The sequence below is a fragment of the Serratia aquatilis genome, from assembly GCF_044865145.1.
Classification (GTDB): Bacteria; Pseudomonadota; Gammaproteobacteria; order Enterobacterales; family Enterobacteriaceae; genus Chania; species Chania aquatilis.
This window is the reverse complement of the sequence record NZ_CP173186.1, coordinates 4,849,292-4,869,151: the sequence shown is the minus strand read 5'-3', so window position 1 is coordinate 4,869,151 and position 19,860 is coordinate 4,849,292. Positions and strand designations below refer to the sequence as shown.

The following is a 19,860-nucleotide window of genomic DNA, read 5'->3' as shown; positions in this document are numbered from 1 at the left end:
CCAATCCCCGGTGAAAAGGAGTTGGTTATGACTGCGATAGATCAGTTTTCTGCTCATGTTGGTCTGGACTGGGCGGATAAAAAACACGATGTCTGCGTTCAGTTTAAAAACGGTGAGCGTATATTCCATGTGGTTGAACATACTCCGGAAGCGCTTGATATCTGGCTTACCAAGTTACACCAGAAGGTAAAAGGCAGGATCGCTATAGCTCTCGAGCTGAAGAAGGGCCCGGTAGTGTATGCTCTCCAGAAGTACCCATTTGTCACTGTTTTTCCAGTACACGCGTTGTCACTGGCCCGCTATCGGCAGACCTTTTGGCCAAGTGGTGCGAAGGATGATCCGCAGGATGCTGAGTTAGCGTTAGAGCTGATGCTACGCTATCCCGAAAAGATCAAAGCCATTGAACCCGACAATGCGGATATTCGATTACTTCAACAGCTAGTTGAACAGCGTCGACTGCTGGTCGAAGACAAACGCCGTTTTGTGAATCGTCTCATCAACACGCTTAAGCAGTATTATCCTCAGCCACTGGAGTGGTTCTCACATCGGGGTAGCTTACTATTGTGTGAGCTGATTATCCGGTGGCCCAGTCTGCAACAACTGAAACGAGCCAGGCGCGACACGATCCGCAACTTTCTGAATGCCAAAGGTGGCCGCGCAATGGCCCTTACCGAGCAACGTGTTGCGAGTATTGATAACGCGATCCCATTGACGACAGACCCGAGTGTTATAGAGGCGAATGCTTTGATGGCAACAGCATTGGCGACACAAATTAAAGTCGTGAGTGAAATCATCAAAACCTATGACGAACGAATCGAAACGCTGTTTGACACATTGCCAGATGCAGGACTGTTCAAATCACTTCCGGGTATGGGTCCGTGTATGGGCCCACGGATGCTTGCTGCACTTGGTGATAACCGTGACCGGTTTAACAGCGCTGAAGAAATTCAAAACTACGCAGGTATAGCACCGGTGACAGAACGAAGTGGCCAGAAATCCTGGGTACATTGGCGTTGGCAGTGTGCAAAGTTCGTCCGGCAGACATTCGTGGAATGGACTGCGAAGACAGTTAACTCATCATACTGGGCCAAGCTGTATTATCAGGGGCTGCGAGAAAAAGGAAAATCTCATCAATCTGCCATCCGGGCTCTGGCGTTTAAATGGATAAGGATCATTTACCGCTGCTGGAAGGCCAGAACCTGCTACGACGAGGCAAAATACTTACTGGCACTCGAGGCGCGAAATTCGCCTTTGCTGAAGCCATAAAAAGCTTGTCGAATGTCTCAGGGCGTGAAGCGGACGTCATTGGCATAATTAATGAGAATTAAAATACTACGGAAATGAATTCAGTTGGTTTTTTTGAAAAGTGTACGCATGAATGCTTTTCTTCTATGTGCGAATGTACTAACACTTTGATTGCAATGGTAAATTACCACTAGCATTTCTGATGCTAAAGTTGCATTATTGATAGCATTAATATTGAAGATAATATGGGAACACTAGTGATACATCCTGAAATTACATCTCTCTTCAAATACTGCCCTATCGGTAAGAATCAATTGAGTGCTCTTGCCCAACGGAAAATTTGGTACTCAAAACCGTCAGAATTTAATGATCCCTTCGACACCAAATTTACTGTGAGGGGAAAAATGCATATATTCGAACAGGAAATGGATTCTCAAAAATTATCTGTCATTTTTGATGGAGACATGTCTGATACGATGGCATTCAAAAAAAGATTTCTTGATGAACCTTTGGACAATTTTAAGAGAGGGATAGAAAAACTAGGTATTCTTTCATTAGCGAGCAGTAATAATAACTTATTGATGTGGTCGCACTATGCTTGTGAACATAAAGGTATGTGCTTAGGATTTGAACGCAATTCTAACACAGCCTTAGCAGACGATGAAAAAACAAAACCGATGAGTTACAACGATAATTACCCATCGATAAAAGCGTCTTCGATTCTAAATGAAATTGATGCGTTATCTAATAAAGTTAGAATATTACATTCAAAATCCAGGCATTGGGAATATGAGCAAGAGTGGAGACATATAGTTGAGCAAGGGGATAAGTTGTATCCCTGGCCAGCAGCATTGACCTCTGTCTATTTCGGCTGCAAGACAGATATTTCAGATATACATTTGGTAAAAAGCATCATTGCTGACTCTAATATTAAATACTATAAAGGAAATTTATATAGTGACAGATTCGATATTTATTTCAAACCAATATAACCTCCTGAAAATATATCCATATTCACCGATTGCTGTCTCTAAAAACGCCATGATCTATGAAACTTCCGCTCCTCACCCAAAACAGCCTGTCAACCTGGCCCTCATACCACAACTCAGGTGTACAAAAAAACTTAACATACAATAATTTTTGATATTCAAACTGCCCCAAAACACATCACATGAGGTTACCCTCTGAGAGGTAGCCCAGTTCACGAATGACATAGGTGATATTTCTGCTAAATTTAAAATAGAGTTTATTAGCGCGAAGCCGTAAACTTAGGAATGCATAATTTATTTCCTGAAGGTCTAAGAAACCGCCCGTCCCTTTTTCGGTCTTATATCAGTGTTGCCGATATATCATTACAGCCTATAACCTTGACCGACTTCGAGCGGTTTTTCTCTCTAACATTTTGAGATTTCAGGTTTACGCGAAGTTTACCGAAACAGACCATTTTATATCACACATAATGCAAGCCAAAATATATTGCCTATAAATATCAACTAAAAAACAATTTTAACATTTCCGTTTTATCAGAGATGCTCATTCCTTTATAGTAAGATATGATTTCTGCATAAAAATCTCGCGCATAAATAGATAGTTCACTTTGCTTCCATGTGTTTTTATTTATAGGAGACAAGAAGATTTTCAACCGCTCCATTGCTGGCGGGTGAACACCATCCTTCAATGTTGCAATTCTGACATAAGAGCCAAAGTCATCTCGAATTAAATCGGACATTTGCTCACAGAAATGCATATGTTCAAACAACACCTCAACACCTTCAACCATCTCGTTATAATTTACATACGAGTCTTCATCATATAAAACTGATTCCACGCCTTCAATGTTATTCACGGCCAAAAGATAGTTTGCAAGTGCATCCGCTTCGACTTCGAATTCAATCTTCTTTTTCTTCTTTGACTCTATATCACTAATTATGACTGATTTTTGCGGATGTTCGAGTATGTGGTGGGCAATTTCGTGCGTGAGTATAAAATCGATTTGGCATTCTGTTATGAATTTAACACGTTTAACCGAATCATTGAATAAAATAGTAGGAGGTACGTAACCAATACATTCAACATTCGTGCAGAGATAAATAACTAATGGGATAAAATTATTTATTGCTCGATAAGCCCGCGGGCGATGACTCATATGTGTAGTCGAGTAAAAATGCTCTAGTTGCCTATTAAACTCAAATAAGACATCACGTAACGCATAATTAGCTGTGATAAATCTAACTCCATCTTTTTTTGCACTGGTTGCGTTCATTCCTCGTTTTTTGACAGGGAAAAAAGCTATATTATGTAAGGATGATTCCTTTATGATCTTATTTGGTATATGTGATAATAAACGTAATTGACTAAATCTCATCCAATAGGGTAGGAGTTTTTTGGTTTTATCAAAATTCTCTGCCATCTTGACTGATGCTGCCACTAACGTTTTTGCAAAGGATATTTCATGCTCCTGCATAGCCTTGAGCATGTTTTTAGAATTAGGTTCGTTCCAACTCATTACGAATGTATTCCTAATTCCTGAAAATATAGTTTCCCATATTCTTTGGTCATGATAATCACATGCACTTGTTATTAATTCCTTCTGAATATCAGATAGCTCAGGAAAACAACTGTAATCAGCGACCATGAAGGACTCCAGGTCTATAACCATATTAAATCTGTTACCACCGAGATCCTTCCTGCAAGACTCATGAACCTCGATGTACGTTTCGGCCATGATAATGTCTATTTGGTGCTGCTTTAGCAAGATGTCACATAGTTTGTTATCCTTGGCAATTCGGTCATAATAATATTTGTTGTACCCAGATAAATTTTGCATAAACGTCTTCCCTTATTATATTAATAATACTATATTCCACCATTGCTGAGTCTGTCCAATAGTGCTTGTTCTGAATTGCCACGGATGATCTAGACACTTCCGAACCGTTGATACTGGTTTTCGTATTCAGTTGGTGGCAACTGATCGCTCGAACCATGCCGTCGTTTACTGTTATACAACATTTCGATGTAATCAAAAATATCGCTACGGGCTTCCTCCCATGTTCCGTAGATCTTTTTCTTTTTCCACTCACGTTTCAGCAACTAGAATAACCTTTCTGCAACCGCATTATCGTGACAGTTACCGCGACCACTCATACTAACCTCCAGACCGTGTGATTTCAGGAACGACTAACGCTCATAGCTTGTGACCTGCTCCCTGATAATTCACACAGAAGGCTGTTAGCAATGTCCGTTGATCGCTCGAAGCTGCCGTAGGAAACACCTAGGGCTGCAGTGAGCAAATTGCGGAACTAACACTTTTTATGATTATAAATCACTATATCCATCAAATCATTTCTCATTACTATGCCTATATTGAAGAATATAAGATGCAAGACTATCCTTGAAGAAGAAAAAAATAGAGAGCAAAAACAAAAATATTTGTAAAATACCCATGTAAATATTAGGTCTGAAAACCATAGCGGCATACATAAATAAAGAAACAAATATCAAGAGAATTCTCTTGGAGAGATAAAATGTAAATCGTCTACCATCTACCTTCCCTCCTAATAGAGGGAGAACCTTAGATACTTTATATGCACACTGTCCGAAAATAACAGCAGACATTATAGACCAGTCTGTTGTTAATACTAAAGAAAGGAGAATAGATGAAATTGATGATGAATTTTTAAAAATAGTGACAAAAATCAATCCTAAAAAAGGAATGATCAAAAAAATGGCCTCACCATACGTGTCAGCAAGCATGGATTTTCTCTCTGAGGACTTTCCTTTAGAAGAGATCATTTTGCTCCCCTCGGTTTCTTGTTATGTCTATCACTTCTAATATCTTAGCATTTCTAATTTGCTTACGAATTTTTTTCTTGCTTATGTTTGTTATAATCTCATCATATTCGATAACAGCCTCCATAAGATCTTTGGGGCCAATCGGATCAATAAATCCTGATTGATAACTTTCTAGCCAGTCGCTATTTATAACTCTGACCGCAAAATGATTCTCAGTTAATAGTTCCTCCAAACGCCAAACATTATGACCCTTATTCACTGGAACATGAACATAAAACTTTGAGCTCCTTTTATGATGTTTAATTTCATTAGACAGCATATCAACTATATTTCCAGTAAAAACAAAACACTTTGTGAGTGTTTTGAATTTACTGAAATCAGAATCACCAGGTTGACCAATACCTATGGATGCGCTTTCTTCAGGGTACAGTTTAGAATTTAAAACAGAGTAATCAGACAGAACCTTACCCAACTGCTCCATATCAATATATGGTTCAGTTACTAAGCTCTGATCTGCATTTTTAGCAACCGAGTTAGAAAGAAACGTTGATGCCGCTTCCAGATCTTCACCTGTAGCAATCTCAGGATTATCATCTAAGTAATCAGCTAAGTCCTCTGCTGAATTAAATATGAAATTTTCCCAGTTTGATATCTTACATCTTATCCATGCAATAGCAGAACCATCCTGCAAGCTAACAAGATCAAATTGCGCACTATTTTTCTCGTTAATCGATGATAAAGATATAATGCCAATATTCTTATAAAATTTAACGTACTCACTGAGGATAAGTAAAATATCTTCAGGATTCTTTCTATTATCACTGTAATCAAATCTTATAGCTATTGCGTTTTTCATTATAATCTCATGACGAATTTATTATCTGAAAAATTTTAATTATAAAAATATCACTATAAAGAATAGTATTATACATATCTTTTTCCATTACCATAAATTTCTAAGTTAATGTAGAGGCAGGACATCACGCCGATCGTCTCCTATCTCATCTCAGTCAATACAGGATGGGGCTGGCGAGGTGATTATGGCTTCTGGCGACTTGCATAGTCGTGTCGCCTTTAGACAAGGATTGACCACGTGCGCTTTCAGGGTCTACAGAAATGGCCGCAGCCTGATGTGTGAAAAATTTCGAGCAGACAGCCTTATTACTGGGTTTCCGCTTTTGGCACAGGCTGTGTGAAAACGTTTTTGACCGCAGAGATTGCCAAAAACGGAGCTGAAAACCGCGCTCATACGTAAAATTCGGCTCTACTGACCAGTCGATCAATTCCAGATTTTACGTAGATGCACGCACTTCCGTTTTCGGTCAGGGTTTTCACACAGCCTGGGCACGAAGCTGACTCTTAATGAGCAGCAAAGATGCCTGGCCCACCATTTCTTTTTTGTTTGAAGGTTCTCGAACTCTCATTTATGATTCTTCTGTCCTACCGTTGTCGATGACAACAGCCAATGCTTCAGCGCAAGGAATGCGCGGGTGATCTGAGAGAAGCGCCTTCGGGTGATCACACAGCCAAAGTCATATGGAGAGAAGCGTGGTCTGAGACTGACGCTTTCGAGCGACCACAGCCAATGCGACCTAAACCTGAAAGGACGCGCTTTCGAGCGGTAACCCCCCTGAACCTTTGAGAGCGGGGATCGCAGTCCACTGCGATGAAGGTGCACTTATCCACTCACAGACAGTCAGTTTCATCACGACAACTGGCACCCCAGCGGGAAACTTCCCGGCGGGGCAGTTTCTCCATTACCCGGAGAAACACCACGTCTATGCCCCTATCTTTTTGGACCGACGTCCAGCCATCCCGGCAACATTTGCTGCTCTCTGCTATGCCAATTGGAACATTTGGCATCTGCGAGAGCTGCATTTGGTGCGGGAGTGGCGCAGCGCGTCACTTGTGTAATTGCGAAGCATATACCAAGTGACGCGCAAAGCGCATAACGGACGAACCCACGTCATACGGGCTTTACCAACGTCTTCTACGCTCTGACCGACACGCAGTACCCTGGCCGAACCTCGGGCTACGGAACGTCCAGAACAGTAAAAGGCCATTTTTTAAACTCACGCGTCATAAAAACGGGGATCCCCCTATGAAGACGCTTACCCATGAAATGAAGGAGAACAATCGACTCGGTAACGATGGCAACGTCAGTCAAGGCTGACGGATGGAGGTGACCTGACAACGGTCAGGAACCGGCGCAAGCCGCAAGCAGCTCAGCGAGCTGTGGATACCTCACAAGAACTCAACATTTTGCCACCCCGATGCACAGTCACCAGTCGAGTCGCATGAAGCGCAAATCACACCGTGTCGTCGGGGCCAGGATGTATCACCGTCGTGCTGAACGTTGTTCAGACGTTTTGTCATACATCAAAAATGCAGTTCGGTACGTCCTTCATCCTTCGAGACGAAGGCGGTAATGTCCTGCGTTTTTCAGGACGAAAGGGGAGCAGCGATGTCGAGAGCCAATAAGCAGTTAAGTAAACAATTAATCACGTTGGCCCGACAGTCAGGGGGGAGTTTTAAAACTGTCGCGGACCGCGCCAGAATAGCGTCCCGATTGGCGGAGAGTATGCTGAAATTAAATATTCAGATCCGCGACGTGAGTAATATTAAGACCCACCACATTGAGTTGTATATTAAAAGTCGTCAGTCTGAAAATATCTCTAAACGGACAATGCAAAATGAAATGGCGGCTATACGGGCGATACTCACCACGGCAGGCAGGACGAAACTCGCCGATCCGAACCATGAACGATTAAGTAATTCAGCGCTCGGCTTATCCGGGGCCAGTCGTGACGGTTCAAAAGTCGCTATTTCGGACGAGCGCTATCACGCAGCGCTCGTCCATATACGTGAAAAAGACGACGGTGTTGCCGCCGCTATGCAATTGGCGCGTTATTTAGGATTAAGAACGGAAGAAGCCGTGCAGTCTGCCAAATCATTAAAAACCTGGCAGCAGGCATTGAATAAGGGCGATGAACGGCTGCGTATTGTATTTGGCACTAAAGGTGGTCGACCGCGAGATACGACGATTGTAAATCGTGACCAGGTTATTCACGCAGTGAGTGAAGCAATTAAATATGCCAATCAGCATGGCGGACGATTAATTGATAAACCCACGTTGCATTCGGCTATCGACCGCTATCGCAATACGCTGAAAGAGGCCGGATTAACGGGAAAGGAATCCCCCCACAGTTTGCGTTACGCCTATTCTCGAGAGGCAACGGAATATCATATGAGCAAGGGGTTAAGCCGAAAAGAGGCCGAGGCAATGGTCTCAATGGATTTGGGGCACGGCGATGGTCGAGGGCATTATGTTGCCAGGGTGTATAACCGAGTGAGTGATGATGAGTCCTGACGGCATCAACGGTGAGTATTTATGCCGAATGGGGCTTGTCGACTACGTTTGAATTGTGTACGATTTTTCAGGCTAACCCGTTGTCTTTGACAACAGCCAATGTCCCGGTGATTTGAGAAGGACGCCTTCGGGCAATCACAAGCCAAAGCGACCTTAACCTGAGAGGACGCGCTCTAGAGCGGTAACCCCCCTGAACCTTTGAAAGCGGGGATCGCAGTTTACTGCGATGAAGGTGCACTTATCCAACATGCCTTGAATGGCATCCCGTCTGATTGACTCACCCTTGAGGGAACATGCTTCCCTTCAGGGCGGTGATGTTCCCTTTTTTTATGGAGAACATCATGCAAACCTTTACCCAGCGTCATGCTGCATCCGTCACCCGTGGGGCTTTTCCCCTGTTTGATCGGCTTTTTCCTGAACGGAAGGAAGCGCGTCACGGTGATTGGGTAGCCAATAAAACCGGACGTGTCAGTTACCGTGCCGAGGTCTTTCCGCTTGAGACGGGGAACTGGGGCATGGCGATACTGTGCCGTACCGGTTGGCATGCTGGCGAATATACCTACGAATGGTGCCGTGTGGGCCTGAATGCGGGGCCCCGCCGTCAACGGGTATTTCGTGAAGCCTGCCTGTTGGCTGAGCAACTGGCGACGCTTCGTTACCGTTATCACTAAACCGAACAAACAGGAGTGACCGATGACGACGTTTGTTCTGGTAGCAGACTACCGTAACGCCACAGACCGTCTGTTGACGTTGGCCAACGCGCATTTCTGTGCGTGTGTGACTGACAGTGAACGGCGTTCGTGGCGCAGTTGTGCGCAACGCCATCTTGCTGAACTGGAAAACCTGGGCTGCAAGCGGGCGAGTGAGCGTGACCGGCGCTGTTTTACCCGAGCCTGTCAGCTTCTGCGTGAACGTATTGCCATGGTGGATCCGTACGGTGAGGTGCTGTTACCGACCTCGGTGGTGGTGGAGCGCTAACGCGGTACCGTCTGCATTTTATACCCTTCATGATCTTCACCTGATCGGGTTGACCTCTGCCCGACAGGGCAGGCGTACGCCGATCTCTCTGGAGTACCCCATGCACTATGAGTCTCATGAGCAACATATCATCACCCAGGCTATCTGCTTGTTGGAACGACAACTGCAGGCCCGCACGGTGGTGCTGACACAACCCGATGCAGTTCGCCGTTATCTGCGTCTGCAACTGGAAAGGCAGGAGCGCGAGGTATTTATGGTGATGTATCTGGATAACCAGCACCGATTGATCGCGTGTGAAACGCTCTTTACCGGTACGTTGGCCTCGGTCAATGTTTATCCCAGGGAAATCGTCAAGCAGGCCCTGGCCTACAATGCCGCTGCGCTGATCCTGGCGCACAACCATCCCTCGGGGATGGCTGAGCCCAGCCAGGCAGACAGAACCGTGACGGAAACGGTGACCGCTGCGCTGTCATTAATTGATGTGCGCGTGCTGGATCATATTGTGATCGGTCATGGCGAGGCGGTGTCGTTTGCCGAGCGTGGTTGGCTCAATATGACCCTGCTGTAAGCTGATTTAACTCAATCCTTTGCGGGACCCGTCCCCAAAGGACAGGTCCCGCTCTTTTTTTGGAGAAGACCTGAAATGACACTAACGACAAAAGCAGATACCCCCGTCGTCACGGCGGCGCTCACGGAATGGATGACCGGTTACTACCGCCTGGCTTCCGTACTCGCCCAGCAGGGTTTTTCCCCGGACAGTGCGACTCGCCATGCGTATAGCTTTACCGAGATGTGCTACGCCTATGCCCGTCAATTCAGTCAGGACTATGGCGGTGATTTTTGGCACTGGTACACCCAATCCGATGGCGGGTTCTTTATCTGTCCGCAGACCGAGAAAACCTATCGGATTGAGGTTGCATCAAATTATTACCAGGGCGAGATGAGCGCCCAGGCGTTGGGGCTGACGGTGTCATTGTATGCTCTGTGCGTCCTGGTGGAATCTGGCCATGACTTTTTCATCGAGAGCTACCATCGGCTACGCGGTTTTGCCCTGGCGCATCCCGAAGGCATGGCGATTGCCGGTGCCATTGATTAGTCCCACCCACGGGCGTTAACCCGCCCGGTATTTTACCCACCCACAGGGGAGTGACCTCCCTTTGGGTGGTCAGTCCCCGTTTTTTATTCTGGAGACTGACCATGACGACGATAGATGACCTGTGCGACCTGGCGAACCTTGAAGGTGATTTGCGGGTGATTGCAGCCTACGAGAAGTTGGGTATTGGCACCCAGTCGGACGAAGACAATTTTACCGATAATATCTGGGCGGTTGGCCATCTGGCTGAAACGCTTGCCTGGGAATGTGGGGGAGATCCACCTCGCTATACACATCCTTCCTGTAAGGGTCTGTTCGACGATGTTGTTGCGCTGGGCAGAACGATTTGTCCGGGAGCCTGGGACTACTTTTTCAGCGTAGGCCAGAGAGACTCGGCAGCAGCTGCGGCGGGGTGGTGATGAATCGACGTCATTCGTTTATCCACTACCAGGCAGTTTCGCCTGAGGCCTGGCGCGAGTTGTGTCGTGCAACAACCCGGGTACATCATCAGGTGCGCCATGAGCCGGACTTTCGCTGGTTGGGAAGGCCGTTGGTCGTTTGTGACCTCAGTGGCACCCAACCGTTGAGGTATGACGACAGCCTGATTGGCATCGGCGTGATTGCCTTTAACGGCGATTTTAACGCAGGCCTGTCGGGTGACCCGTTCTGCCTAGTGCGCTCGTTCACTGTCGAACGGCAGCAAGGTCAATGTGATACCCGTCATCACCCCTACGATTTTCTGGTGATGGCGATTCTGTTACTGGCCAACCACTGTTGTCCTGGGTGCTACGGTATTCGTTCAACAGTGGCATGTACCGAGTGGCAGCAGGTGGCGGACTGGCTCAACACGCATCTTGACCTGGCGGTGACACTGCCGCCCGGACTTTTAACAGACTGACGCTACAGTCGATTAACGCGACGGTAGCACTGACAACCCTTGCGGGGATTTATTCCCGCAAGGGGGTCAATCCCCGTTTTTTATGGCGAGGACTGACCATGACAACGAAACACACCAAGAAGAAGGCGGCATCACGCAGCCAGGATAAAACAGACCTGTTCCAGGTGGTGACGGACAAAATCATCGCCGCACTGGAGAAGGGGACGTCTCCCTGGCGCAAGCCGTGGAAAACCGTCGTTGGTGGCCACGCGGCCAGTATGAGCGGATTACCGGCCAATGCGGTGACGGGGCGAGCCTACAGCGGCATCAACGTGCTGTTGTTGTGGATTGATGCCGCGGACAAGGGGTTTACCTCTCACCGTTGGCTGACGTTCAAGCAGGCGCTGGACGTTGGCGGTAACGTTCGCAAGGGCGAGAAATCGACGCTGGTAACGTTGTTCAAGCCGTTTGAGAAGAAAGAAACGGACGAGCAGGGCAAGCCGCTGTTTGACGACCAGGGGAATGCCGTGGTTTCCCAGCGGAATTTCATGACCAGTTTTCATCTGTTCAACGTCGAGCAGTGTGAAAATTTACCTGACAAGTTGCTAGCGCCGGTGACCGTGGCCGGTGACGCAGAAGCCACACCCGAGCAAGACGATATTGAGCGTATCCAGCGGGCCGAACAGGTAGTCACCTGCAGCGGTGTGCCAGTGGTGCATCGGTATCAGGACCGGGCGTTTTATAGCCCGGGTGCTGACCGCATCACCATGCCGGAAGCCGTGCAGTTCAACTGCCCGGCAGATTACTACAGCACGTTGCTGCATGAGCTGGTGCATTCCACCGGTCATCTCTCCCGGTTGGCGCGAGAAGGCATTACGTCTTCAGCACGTCGGTTTGGCGACCCGGTGTATGCGTTCGAAGAATTGGTGGCGGAAATCGGTTCGGCATTTTTGTGCGCCGAACTGGGTATCCAGGGTGACGTTCAGCATGAAAACTATATCGCTTCCTGGCTGAAGGCACTGAAAGAAGACAAGAGGGCTATCTTCCAGGCAAGCCGTTTTGCCCGAGAAGCCTTTGAGTACCTTATCTTGCGTGAACAGGCCCTGGCTGCCGCCTGAGCCGCTATTAGAGGAAGACACGATGGACACTACTGCAATTCGCGAATACCAAAAGATAGTGGCGTTTCTGCTGGAGAAACACTTCGGGCTGACGTTGAACGATACCAACCTGCATGACGATGCTGTTGTACAGGAGCTGGTTGAACTCAACGTGCCGGTGTTTGAAGCGATTAACCAACTGGTGGAGAAATACCACCTGGACCGGATAGACCAGAACGCCTGGTCCCCCCGGAGCCCCTTGTTAACTGCGAGCCACTTTATGGTTGCTGTATTGGAGACAGTGCCGGAAAACGTCCAGCTTATCCGTATCGATGAAACGGACGACAGACTGACCCCGCACTGACTTTTTACCTAAGGTTAGCCAATAACCTGCCACTCCCCAGGGAAACATTTCCTGGGGAGATGTTTCCCGTCATTTCAGGAAACATTCCGGGCCCTCTAGGGCTTCGTCGACACCATTTTCGCACTGATGAAAGTGCCGTTAAACTGTCCTGATTACACCTGCATCAGCAAGCGGGCGAAACCCGTGAATATCCCGTTTAAAAACCCAACGCGGGGTGAAATTGCACACCTCGTTATCGACTACACCGGCCTCAAAGTCTTTGGTGAAGGGGAGTGGAAGGTGAAAAAACACGGTCAGGAGAAACGGCGTATCTGGCGAAAACTGCACTTGGCGGTAGACGCGAAAACGCATGAAGTCATCTGTGCAGACCTGTCATTGAGCAATATCACCGATACGGAAGCCTTTCCGGGCCTCATTAGACAGACGCACCGTAAAATCAAGGTGGCCTCAGCGGATGGAGCTTACGATACGCGAGTGTGTCACGATGAGTTAAGACGCAAGAAAATCAAGGCGTTAACTCCGCCCAGAAGCGGAGCCCGCTATTGGCCCGCAGACTACGCAGACCGAAATCAAGCCGTGGCGAACCAGCGCCTTACGGGGGACAACACACGATGGAAAAACATGACCGGCTACCACCGACGTTCGGTAGCGGAAACGGCGATGTACCGAGTAAAACAGCTGTTTGGTGGTCACTTGACCTTCCGTGATTATGATGCGCAAGTGGCAGAGGCTATGGCGATGTTCCGTGCGTTGAACAAGATGACGCTCGCGGGTATGCCAAAAAGTGTGCGCGTTGCCTGAGGTATATGCACATTCAAGGGGCTTTTTTGTCCAAATATGATTTATTCAACAAAGCCGGGATTACCCTAAAAGAACATCGTCGAATTGCCACACACTCAGAGAAAACAGCCAGAAATTACCTTGCATGCTTAAATTAGGCTCTGTTCGGTTATTTTTAAAGCGACTATTGGGTTAAGGGACACAGCCTAGACAACGCTATTTGGAAAATTCCTGCTGAAAGGATTAAAATGCGCAGGTCACATCTTGTGCCATTGTCTACTAAGGCGTTAGATTTACTCAATGAACTCAAGATCATGACAGGGAACTATCATTATGTTTTTCCGGGGCGGAATGATCCGAACAAACCGATGAGTGAAACGAGTATTAATCAATTAATCAAGCGTGTTGGCTATGCTGGGAAGGTTACTGGTCATGGTTTTCGGCATACTTTTTCGACTATTCTTCACGATTTTGATACTACCTGGATTGAACTTCAGTTGGCTCATGTTGATAAAAATTCAATTAGAGGCACGTATAACCATGCTCAATATATCGTTGGTAGAAAAAGAATGATTCAATGGTACTCCGATTTTATATTCAAGGTGTGAAAGTATATGTTTATCAAGACTCTCTCGTTAAGAAATTTTAGGAATTTTAAGGCAACATCTTTGTCTTTTAAAAAAGAATGTGTTAATACTATTGTTGGTGAAAACTCATCGGGGAAAACAAATGTTTTTGAGGCGATGAGACTTATACTTGACGATACTTTGCCATATTATAAGCGATATCTTTTAGAAAATGATTTTCACAGAGGATTAGGAGCTGCATTTGGCCATTGGGTAATAGTTAGCTTGGAGTTTGATGAGATAGGGGGGGATGAGGAATCAGAGTTACTATGTCAATTAAATGCTACTGTTAATGGTGGAGGCACTGGGCGAATAACTTATATTTATAGGCCGCAGTTTTACATCAGAGAGCAGCTTTTTAAACTGAATGAAATTGAAGATTATGAAGCGCGTAAAAGTGCATACCATACTCTGAAAGAACAGTATTTAATTGATAAGACAACCTATGAATCTTTAGTGTTGTGCCAAGGTACTGCAGATTTTAGTGATAACCAAACATACTCTCTTGTGGTTGGTGATTTTGATACGCTCTTATTCTCAGATCCTAAGCTAGAACGAATTAATTTAATTGGGAACAGGCAACGTAATTATAATATACAGGACAATATCAGTTGTACCTATGCTCGAGCCTTGAGGGATGTGGTTAGTGAGCTTAAGAACAATAGATTCAATCCATTTCAAAAGCTCTTAGAATATGTATCTAAAGGAATTGATAATGATGAGACTTTGAGCGAAAACATCAGGGATGTGAATGAAAGAATATCATCGATTGATGAGGTAAAGAAACTTTCGGATGGGATATTATTATCAATAACGAATGCTGTTGGTACAACGTATTCGCCAGTTTTAAATGTTACCTCTGAATTACCCTGTGAGCTCAAAGAATTGGTAAAGGTTTTACAATTAAAGGCAGGAGACTCGCTTTGTGAAGGATATGTCTCCGAACTTTCAGAAATGAGTCTTGGTGGTGCAAATTTAATCTATTTGGCTTTGAAACTGTATGAGTATGAAGAGGGCATCAGTAAAAATCTTCTGGCTAACTTCCTGATAATAGAAGAGCCTGAGGCACATATTCATACGCATATACAAAAATCTTTGTTTAGCAATCTCAAAAATAATAAGACTCAGGTTTTTATTTCTACGCATTCAACCCATATCTCTTCAGTATCAAATATTTCAACTACTAATGTACTTGTAAAAAATGGTCTCGAAACTATTTCATGTTCACCTTCCAAAGGACTCGAAGAGGACAAAGTTAATCGTATTGAACGATTCCTTGATGCCATAAGAACAGATATTCTTTTTGCGAAAAATGTAATTCTAATTGAGGGGGATGCAGAGGAAATATTAATCCCTCACCTCGTAAAAATTACTTTTGGCGTTACACTTGATGAACTTGGTATTTCATTGATATCTGTGCGGGGTACTGGATTTGAATTGCTATCTTCATTGTTTCATACAGATCGAATTAAAAAGAAATGTGCAATTTTAACAGACGATGATATAAATCTGTATGGCGATAATAAGCCCGATTATCTATCACAAGAAGAATATAATAAAGCTGTAAAATCAGCAGAATCTGGTGTTGCTCGTAAAGTCATCTTGGATGAAATTGTTGGAAATAACAATTTCATTCGTGCCTATTACTCTAAATTTACTTTTGAAATCGATTTAGTCCTGTCGGGAGCTGTAAGCTATTTTGATCAGATAGCAGATGAATCATTTGAGAAAAAAGCCTTTTATAGCCCATATCAAGAAGCATTCTCATCCTCTGATAGACAAAAAATCGGATGTTACGCTTTAAAGTTAGCAAATAAGCATAAAAAGGGTTGGTTTGCCATGATGCTGGCTGACAAGCTTGATGCCGATTTCCCTATACCTGAAGCACTTTGTCATTCATTAGGATTTACTGGTGATTTTAATAAATTTACTCTAGCTAAGATGGTTCGATATCGTGTCGAAGTCATTAAAAATAGAGATGGGAATGATTTGTTAAATAATATTCTTGGGCAGGATGATTTAGCTTTTGTTATTAATAATTTAGATGCTGCTTTGGCAGTGTTTAAAGATCATTACTCTAATGATCCTTTAACTTTTTTGCTCGAGGTTCATTATGGATGACCAAAAGAGAGGTTTGATAAATATTAAAAGCAATCTATTAGTTAGTGCCTGCCCTGGGGCTGGAAAAACAAAGCTATTAATTGGGATGCTTGAGGATAATTTATATCATAATGAAGGTTTTCGTTGGCATATTGTACTAACTCATACTAACTCATACTAACGCTGCAGCTGACGAGATCTCTAGCAGGATAGATAATCTTAATATAGAGACTGAGAGGGTTTGGTGCGGTACTATTCATTCATTTCTTTTAGAGTGGGTTGTTAAAAAATATGCTGGAGCCATCCCGCGACTTGTGGATGGATTTTCTTTAATCTCAGAATATAAGCAAAAGAAAATAATCCAAAGTATAGAGGTTGATAAGAAATTAGAATCAAGACTACGTTATAATAGTGATGAGGAAGGCAATGCATTTGTAGAACCTTATTGCCATCAGGTGGATAGTAAAAATAAAGAATTGCTAGTCATTCAAGAATATAATCGCATTAAAGAGGATAATAAATATATTGATTTTGATGATATCATAAAGTTAGGCGTTGATTTTCTTAATAATAATTCAAAAATATGCGAGCATCTTTCAAAGTTAATCGGTAATATTTACTTAGATGAGTCGCAAGACACCAGTTTAATCCAACTTAAAGCCTTGTCATATATAACGAGATATGATCGTGTTTCTGTTTTTATAGTTGGTGATAATGACCAGGCTATTTATCAGGATCTCGGAGTGTCTGTAAAAAACAAAGATATTCTTAAATCTGAATTACAACTATCTGAATTAAGGCATGAAACGCTGTCTGGTTGTTATCGATCTTCTAAATTACTGGTTGATTATTATAAAAAATATTCCGCTTCGCATAATGATGTTATTTCTATGCGAGAAAATGATGGTAGGTCACCTATTATAAAAGATATATCGAAAGATGAATTACCTAAAAGAATTTTTAATTTAATAAGTCAATATCACTCAAAATACAATGGCGTGGATGGTGTGGCAATTATAGGCCCGGATAAGTACTACCTTATGGGGCTGATCAATGATTTGTATGATATTTCTGAATATTTTGTTTATGATTTCCAATCTACAAATCCACTTTACTGTGTTAGAAATACTGTTTTTTATGAATTAATAAAATTAGTTCTTCTAGATGTAAGTGTAGTTAACTATCAAAGAAGACATTCTCTAGCAAGAAAGATAATTGACTCAATCCCTGAGTTAAGTCATCTAAATCCATTACAGCTTAAGCGTGATTTAAAAGAGTTCCAATCTGTAAAGAATAATTTTATTTTATGGTTGAAAGAATTGTATGTGTTTTTAGAAGTGAAGTACCAAAAATCCATTAAGTTAGAGACGGATTACAATATTTCTAATGCAGCAGCTTCCGTAGCAAAACTTAAAGCTGGTATGGGAGCAATAAAAAAAATAATAAACAAAGATAAAAATGTTGTATCTGTGTCTACAATTCATGGTTCAAAGGGGGAGGAATATGATTATGTAATTACTATTGGATATCATGATAAAGTGGTTCCACATCAATCGTCGTATGATAAAGGAAATGATTATGCTCAAGATATTGCTAACAGATTAATGTATGTGGCTTTCTCTAGAGCAAAGGATTACATGAACATATTTATAGATGATCGAAAGGCGGTTAGCCCTTTCTTTATTCGAGAATTGGACTGAAATTAATAAATTAAAGCATTTAAATTGCCAGCGAGCTGGCGGTGATTGTTCGCCAGCTTATGCAGCGTTTCAGCGACCCAATGAGTGCTAGGTGTAACGTCCTGACATCGAAACCCGCCCGACCTGCAATCAACTGCGTTTTTCAACCCACATTAGGTGATTCTCACCGAGTCTGAAACCCACATTATTTGCCTCCAGCCTGCATTCCATCTCTGCCAACCCACATTATCTGCCAATAAAAATGGGTCACCGTCAGAGAGGCGGTAATATAACCGAACGGCAAACTCGCGTTGTGTGATTAACATAATGTAATAAGCTGGAAGATATTAACTGAAGCTGTTTTCGGCGTAGGGTTCAGTTTCATTGTCGAGCCTCTCTCGTACGTTTTATATTCGTGCTAACATCACGCAACCCGGTGTATTCATGACCTACGGATGCCTCTTTTTTTACGTGGATCACTGCTAATTTAAAATAAAATCGGTAGTCGATAAATGACAAACGGGTTTCAACCTGTGCCAGATGACGTTGTGCCACCTTATACTGATCCTTAAAGTGTACCTCGTCGACACCGTAGGCTTGACAGCGCGTGTTATCAATACCAATAACCACGATGCCCTGGTTGTACTGTGCGACATCATTGATGACGTTCACGAGATGTTCAGTATTTTCTATCGCGGGTAATACAACGCAATCCTCATCATTCGCCGAGTTAATGGCATAGCTTATATCAAACATTAAATTTAATTCCTCTATTGTTGGAATGGCATGATGGTGTATCTGTGATTATCTTACCATAAATAAAACAGTGCTGTTTTTCGTGCCTAGTATGGGACACGGTGACTGCGTTTTTGATAAGCGCCCTTCAGAACAAAATGTTTGTGACGAAAATTAATTTATTTTCGTCAGTAATATCCCCTCGCGAGCACCTTAAACCAACCACTGGCAACCAACCACTGGCAACCAACCACTGGCAGAGTGTTGCCTGAATGGCATACGGATACCGACTTTACGCAGTATGGTCTTTCCCAAGAACAGCGGGAGGTCAGGTGGAGAGAATGGCTGAACGTCCAGGTATTGCTGGAATTAAGTGAGCAGCAAAACTTTCGCCCATTTGCGGTACCGAAAATTTGGTCGTGATGTTTTCCTGTTGATGCGGGATCAGCCGCGCTGAAGAGATTACCCATGAAAAATGACATCAGGTTGCAGCAGATCATCCGCACTGTCACGCAGGCAAGACATACCTACCTTATTTCCAGGAGCGTCATGGACAGGGAGGTTTTCAGGCGTGGGTATATGTCGTTGTGGGCAGTCGTTCTTGATGGAGCTGAAAAAATGGAAGTGCTAACGCGACAAGACCGAGCGTCGCCAGGCGAATAGCCCACGATGTGACTGGTGCGACAAATCTGCCTGGAGCTGATTTGAACGCTGCTTGCAGCGGCCCCGGATGGGCTGAGTAGCTGGACGCAGCCAACATCCAGGCAACTTGAAGTATGACGAGATACCGCCATCAAGGATACTTTCCAGCTACTTTTATCGTCCATCGCGCCCCTGGATACCAGCAGGCAAATTTATTAAATGATGTTGGTTATTCTCGCTCCAGCAGTCGATCCATTCGGTGACTGCCCCACGGTTTTTCATGCTCTCAAGACGTGAGGTTTGGTGGACCAAATAAGCGGTGAACAACGCAGCAATTCGTGAAAATGGACCCAGCCCTGCGGGGCACGCCCCCAAAACCCGTTCTCTGCGTTGTCAGGCTTGAACAGAGGCCCACCATGTCCTTCGCCCTCCGCTTTGATAACGGGCTTTTGGGCCTGCGACGGCACCACGGGCAATTGAGG

At 44.3% G+C, this 19,860-nt stretch carries 17 protein-coding genes and 4 pseudogenes; 16 read left to right on the top strand and 5 right to left on the bottom strand.

Features of this window, described 5'->3' with window-relative positions; genetic code table 11:
• The first annotated feature begins 27 nt into the window (after positions 1-27).
• Together SAQUA_RS22085 and SAQUA_RS22080 are read left to right on the top strand one after the other, a co-directional pair.
• A complete protein-coding gene (locus SAQUA_RS22085; RefSeq protein WP_380676439.1) occupies positions 28-1,266 on the top strand; it encodes an IS110 family transposase in 1,239 nt (412 codons plus the stop codon).
• A gap of 383 nt (positions 1,267-1,649) precedes the next feature.
• On the top strand, positions 1,650-2,237 hold the full coding sequence (locus SAQUA_RS22080; RefSeq protein WP_380676437.1) for a DUF2971 domain-containing protein: 588 nt from the start codon (positions 1,650-1,652) through the stop codon (positions 2,235-2,237).
• A gap of 497 nt (positions 2,238-2,734) precedes the next feature.
• Here the strand turns inward: SAQUA_RS22080 and SAQUA_RS22075 are convergent, their stop codons facing one another.
• The 4 genes and pseudogenes from SAQUA_RS22075 to SAQUA_RS22060 form a co-directional block, all read right to left on the bottom strand.
• Entirely contained in the window at positions 2,735-4,072 is a 1,338-nt protein-coding gene (locus SAQUA_RS22075) for a hypothetical protein (RefSeq protein ID WP_380676435.1), read from the bottom strand.
• 89 nt (positions 4,073-4,161) lie between these two features.
• Positions 4,162-4,422, bottom strand: a pseudogene (locus SAQUA_RS22070) (IS3 family transposase); the annotation flags it as partial.
• Positions 4,423-4,584: 162 nt separating this feature from the next.
• Positions 4,585-5,037, bottom strand: coding sequence for a hypothetical protein (locus SAQUA_RS22065; protein ID WP_380676433.1), 453 nt, complete (start codon positions 5,035-5,037; stop codon positions 4,585-4,587).
• Positions 5,024-5,893, bottom strand: a complete 870-nt coding sequence (locus SAQUA_RS22060; protein WP_380676431.1) for a hypothetical protein — start codon at positions 5,891-5,893, stop codon at positions 5,024-5,026. Before SAQUA_RS22060 ends, SAQUA_RS22065 begins: the two co-directional genes overlap by 14 nt.
• 1,608 nt (positions 5,894-7,501) lie before the next feature.
• On the opposite strand from SAQUA_RS22060, the gene SAQUA_RS22055 reads away from it, so the two are divergent.
• From SAQUA_RS22055 to SAQUA_RS21990, 14 genes and pseudogenes are all read left to right on the top strand, one after another.
• Positions 7,502-8,407: an integrase domain-containing protein gene (locus SAQUA_RS22055; RefSeq protein WP_380676429.1), complete on the top strand. Its 906-nt coding sequence runs from the start codon at positions 7,502-7,504 to the stop codon at positions 8,405-8,407.
• Between the two features lie 341 nt (positions 8,408-8,748).
• A complete protein-coding gene (locus SAQUA_RS22050; RefSeq protein WP_380676427.1) occupies positions 8,749-9,078 on the top strand; it encodes a hypothetical protein in 330 nt (109 codons plus the stop codon).
• A gap of 22 nt (positions 9,079-9,100) precedes the next feature.
• Positions 9,101-9,385: a hypothetical protein gene (locus tag SAQUA_RS22045; protein ID WP_380676425.1), complete on the top strand. Its 285-nt coding sequence runs from the start codon at positions 9,101-9,103 to the stop codon at positions 9,383-9,385.
• 100 nt (positions 9,386-9,485) lie between these two features.
• A complete protein-coding gene (radC, locus tag SAQUA_RS22040) occupies positions 9,486-9,953 on the top strand; it encodes a DNA repair protein RadC (RefSeq protein ID WP_380676423.1) in 468 nt (155 codons plus the stop codon).
• A 75-nt stretch (positions 9,954-10,028) separates the two neighbouring features.
• Positions 10,029-10,481: an antirestriction protein gene (locus tag SAQUA_RS22035; protein WP_380676422.1), complete on the top strand. Its 453-nt coding sequence runs from the start codon at positions 10,029-10,031 to the stop codon at positions 10,479-10,481.
• Between the two features lie 101 nt (positions 10,482-10,582).
• Complete coding sequence (locus SAQUA_RS22030) at positions 10,583-10,897, top strand: hypothetical protein (protein ID WP_380676420.1); 315 nt, start codon at positions 10,583-10,585, stop codon at positions 10,895-10,897.
• Positions 10,897-11,376, top strand: a complete 480-nt coding sequence (locus SAQUA_RS22025; protein ID WP_380676418.1) for a hypothetical protein — start codon at positions 10,897-10,899, stop codon at positions 11,374-11,376. The genes SAQUA_RS22030 and SAQUA_RS22025 overlap by 1 nt, the downstream gene beginning before the upstream one ends.
• 98 nt (positions 11,377-11,474) lie before the next feature.
• Positions 11,475-12,473 carry an ArdC family protein gene (locus SAQUA_RS22020; protein ID WP_380676416.1) on the top strand — a complete coding sequence of 333 codons (999 nt, stop codon included), beginning with the start codon at positions 11,475-11,477 and terminating at the stop codon, positions 12,471-12,473.
• Between the two features lie 22 nt (positions 12,474-12,495).
• Entirely contained in the window at positions 12,496-12,816 is a 321-nt protein-coding gene (locus tag SAQUA_RS22015) for a TA system toxin CbtA family protein (RefSeq protein WP_380676414.1), read from the top strand.
• 99 nt (positions 12,817-12,915) lie between these two features.
• Positions 12,916-13,617: pseudogene (locus SAQUA_RS22010) on the top strand (IS5 family transposase); the annotation flags it as partial.
• Positions 13,618-13,802: 185 nt separating this feature from the next.
• Positions 13,803-14,204 (top strand): annotated as a pseudogene (locus tag SAQUA_RS22005) (tyrosine-type recombinase/integrase); the annotation flags it as partial.
• Between the two features lie 6 nt (positions 14,205-14,210).
• Complete coding sequence (locus tag SAQUA_RS22000) at positions 14,211-16,343, top strand: ATP-dependent endonuclease (protein WP_380676412.1); 2,133 nt, start codon at positions 14,211-14,213, stop codon at positions 16,341-16,343.
• Between the two features lie 143 nt (positions 16,344-16,486).
• A complete protein-coding gene (locus tag SAQUA_RS21995; protein ID WP_380676577.1) occupies positions 16,487-18,022 on the top strand; it encodes a UvrD-helicase domain-containing protein in 1,536 nt (511 codons plus the stop codon).
• 23 nt (positions 18,023-18,045) lie between these two features.
• Positions 18,046-18,114 (top strand): annotated as a pseudogene (locus SAQUA_RS21990) (hypothetical protein); the annotation flags it as partial.
• A 268-nt stretch (positions 18,115-18,382) separates the two neighbouring features.
• Here SAQUA_RS21990 and SAQUA_RS21985 read toward each other — a convergent pair.
• The gene (locus SAQUA_RS21985) at positions 18,383-18,757 is read right to left on the bottom strand and encodes a hypothetical protein (RefSeq protein ID WP_380676410.1); all 375 of its coding nucleotides are present in this window, start codon (positions 18,755-18,757) and stop codon (positions 18,383-18,385) included.
• Between the last annotated feature and the right edge of the window lie 1,103 nt (positions 18,758-19,860).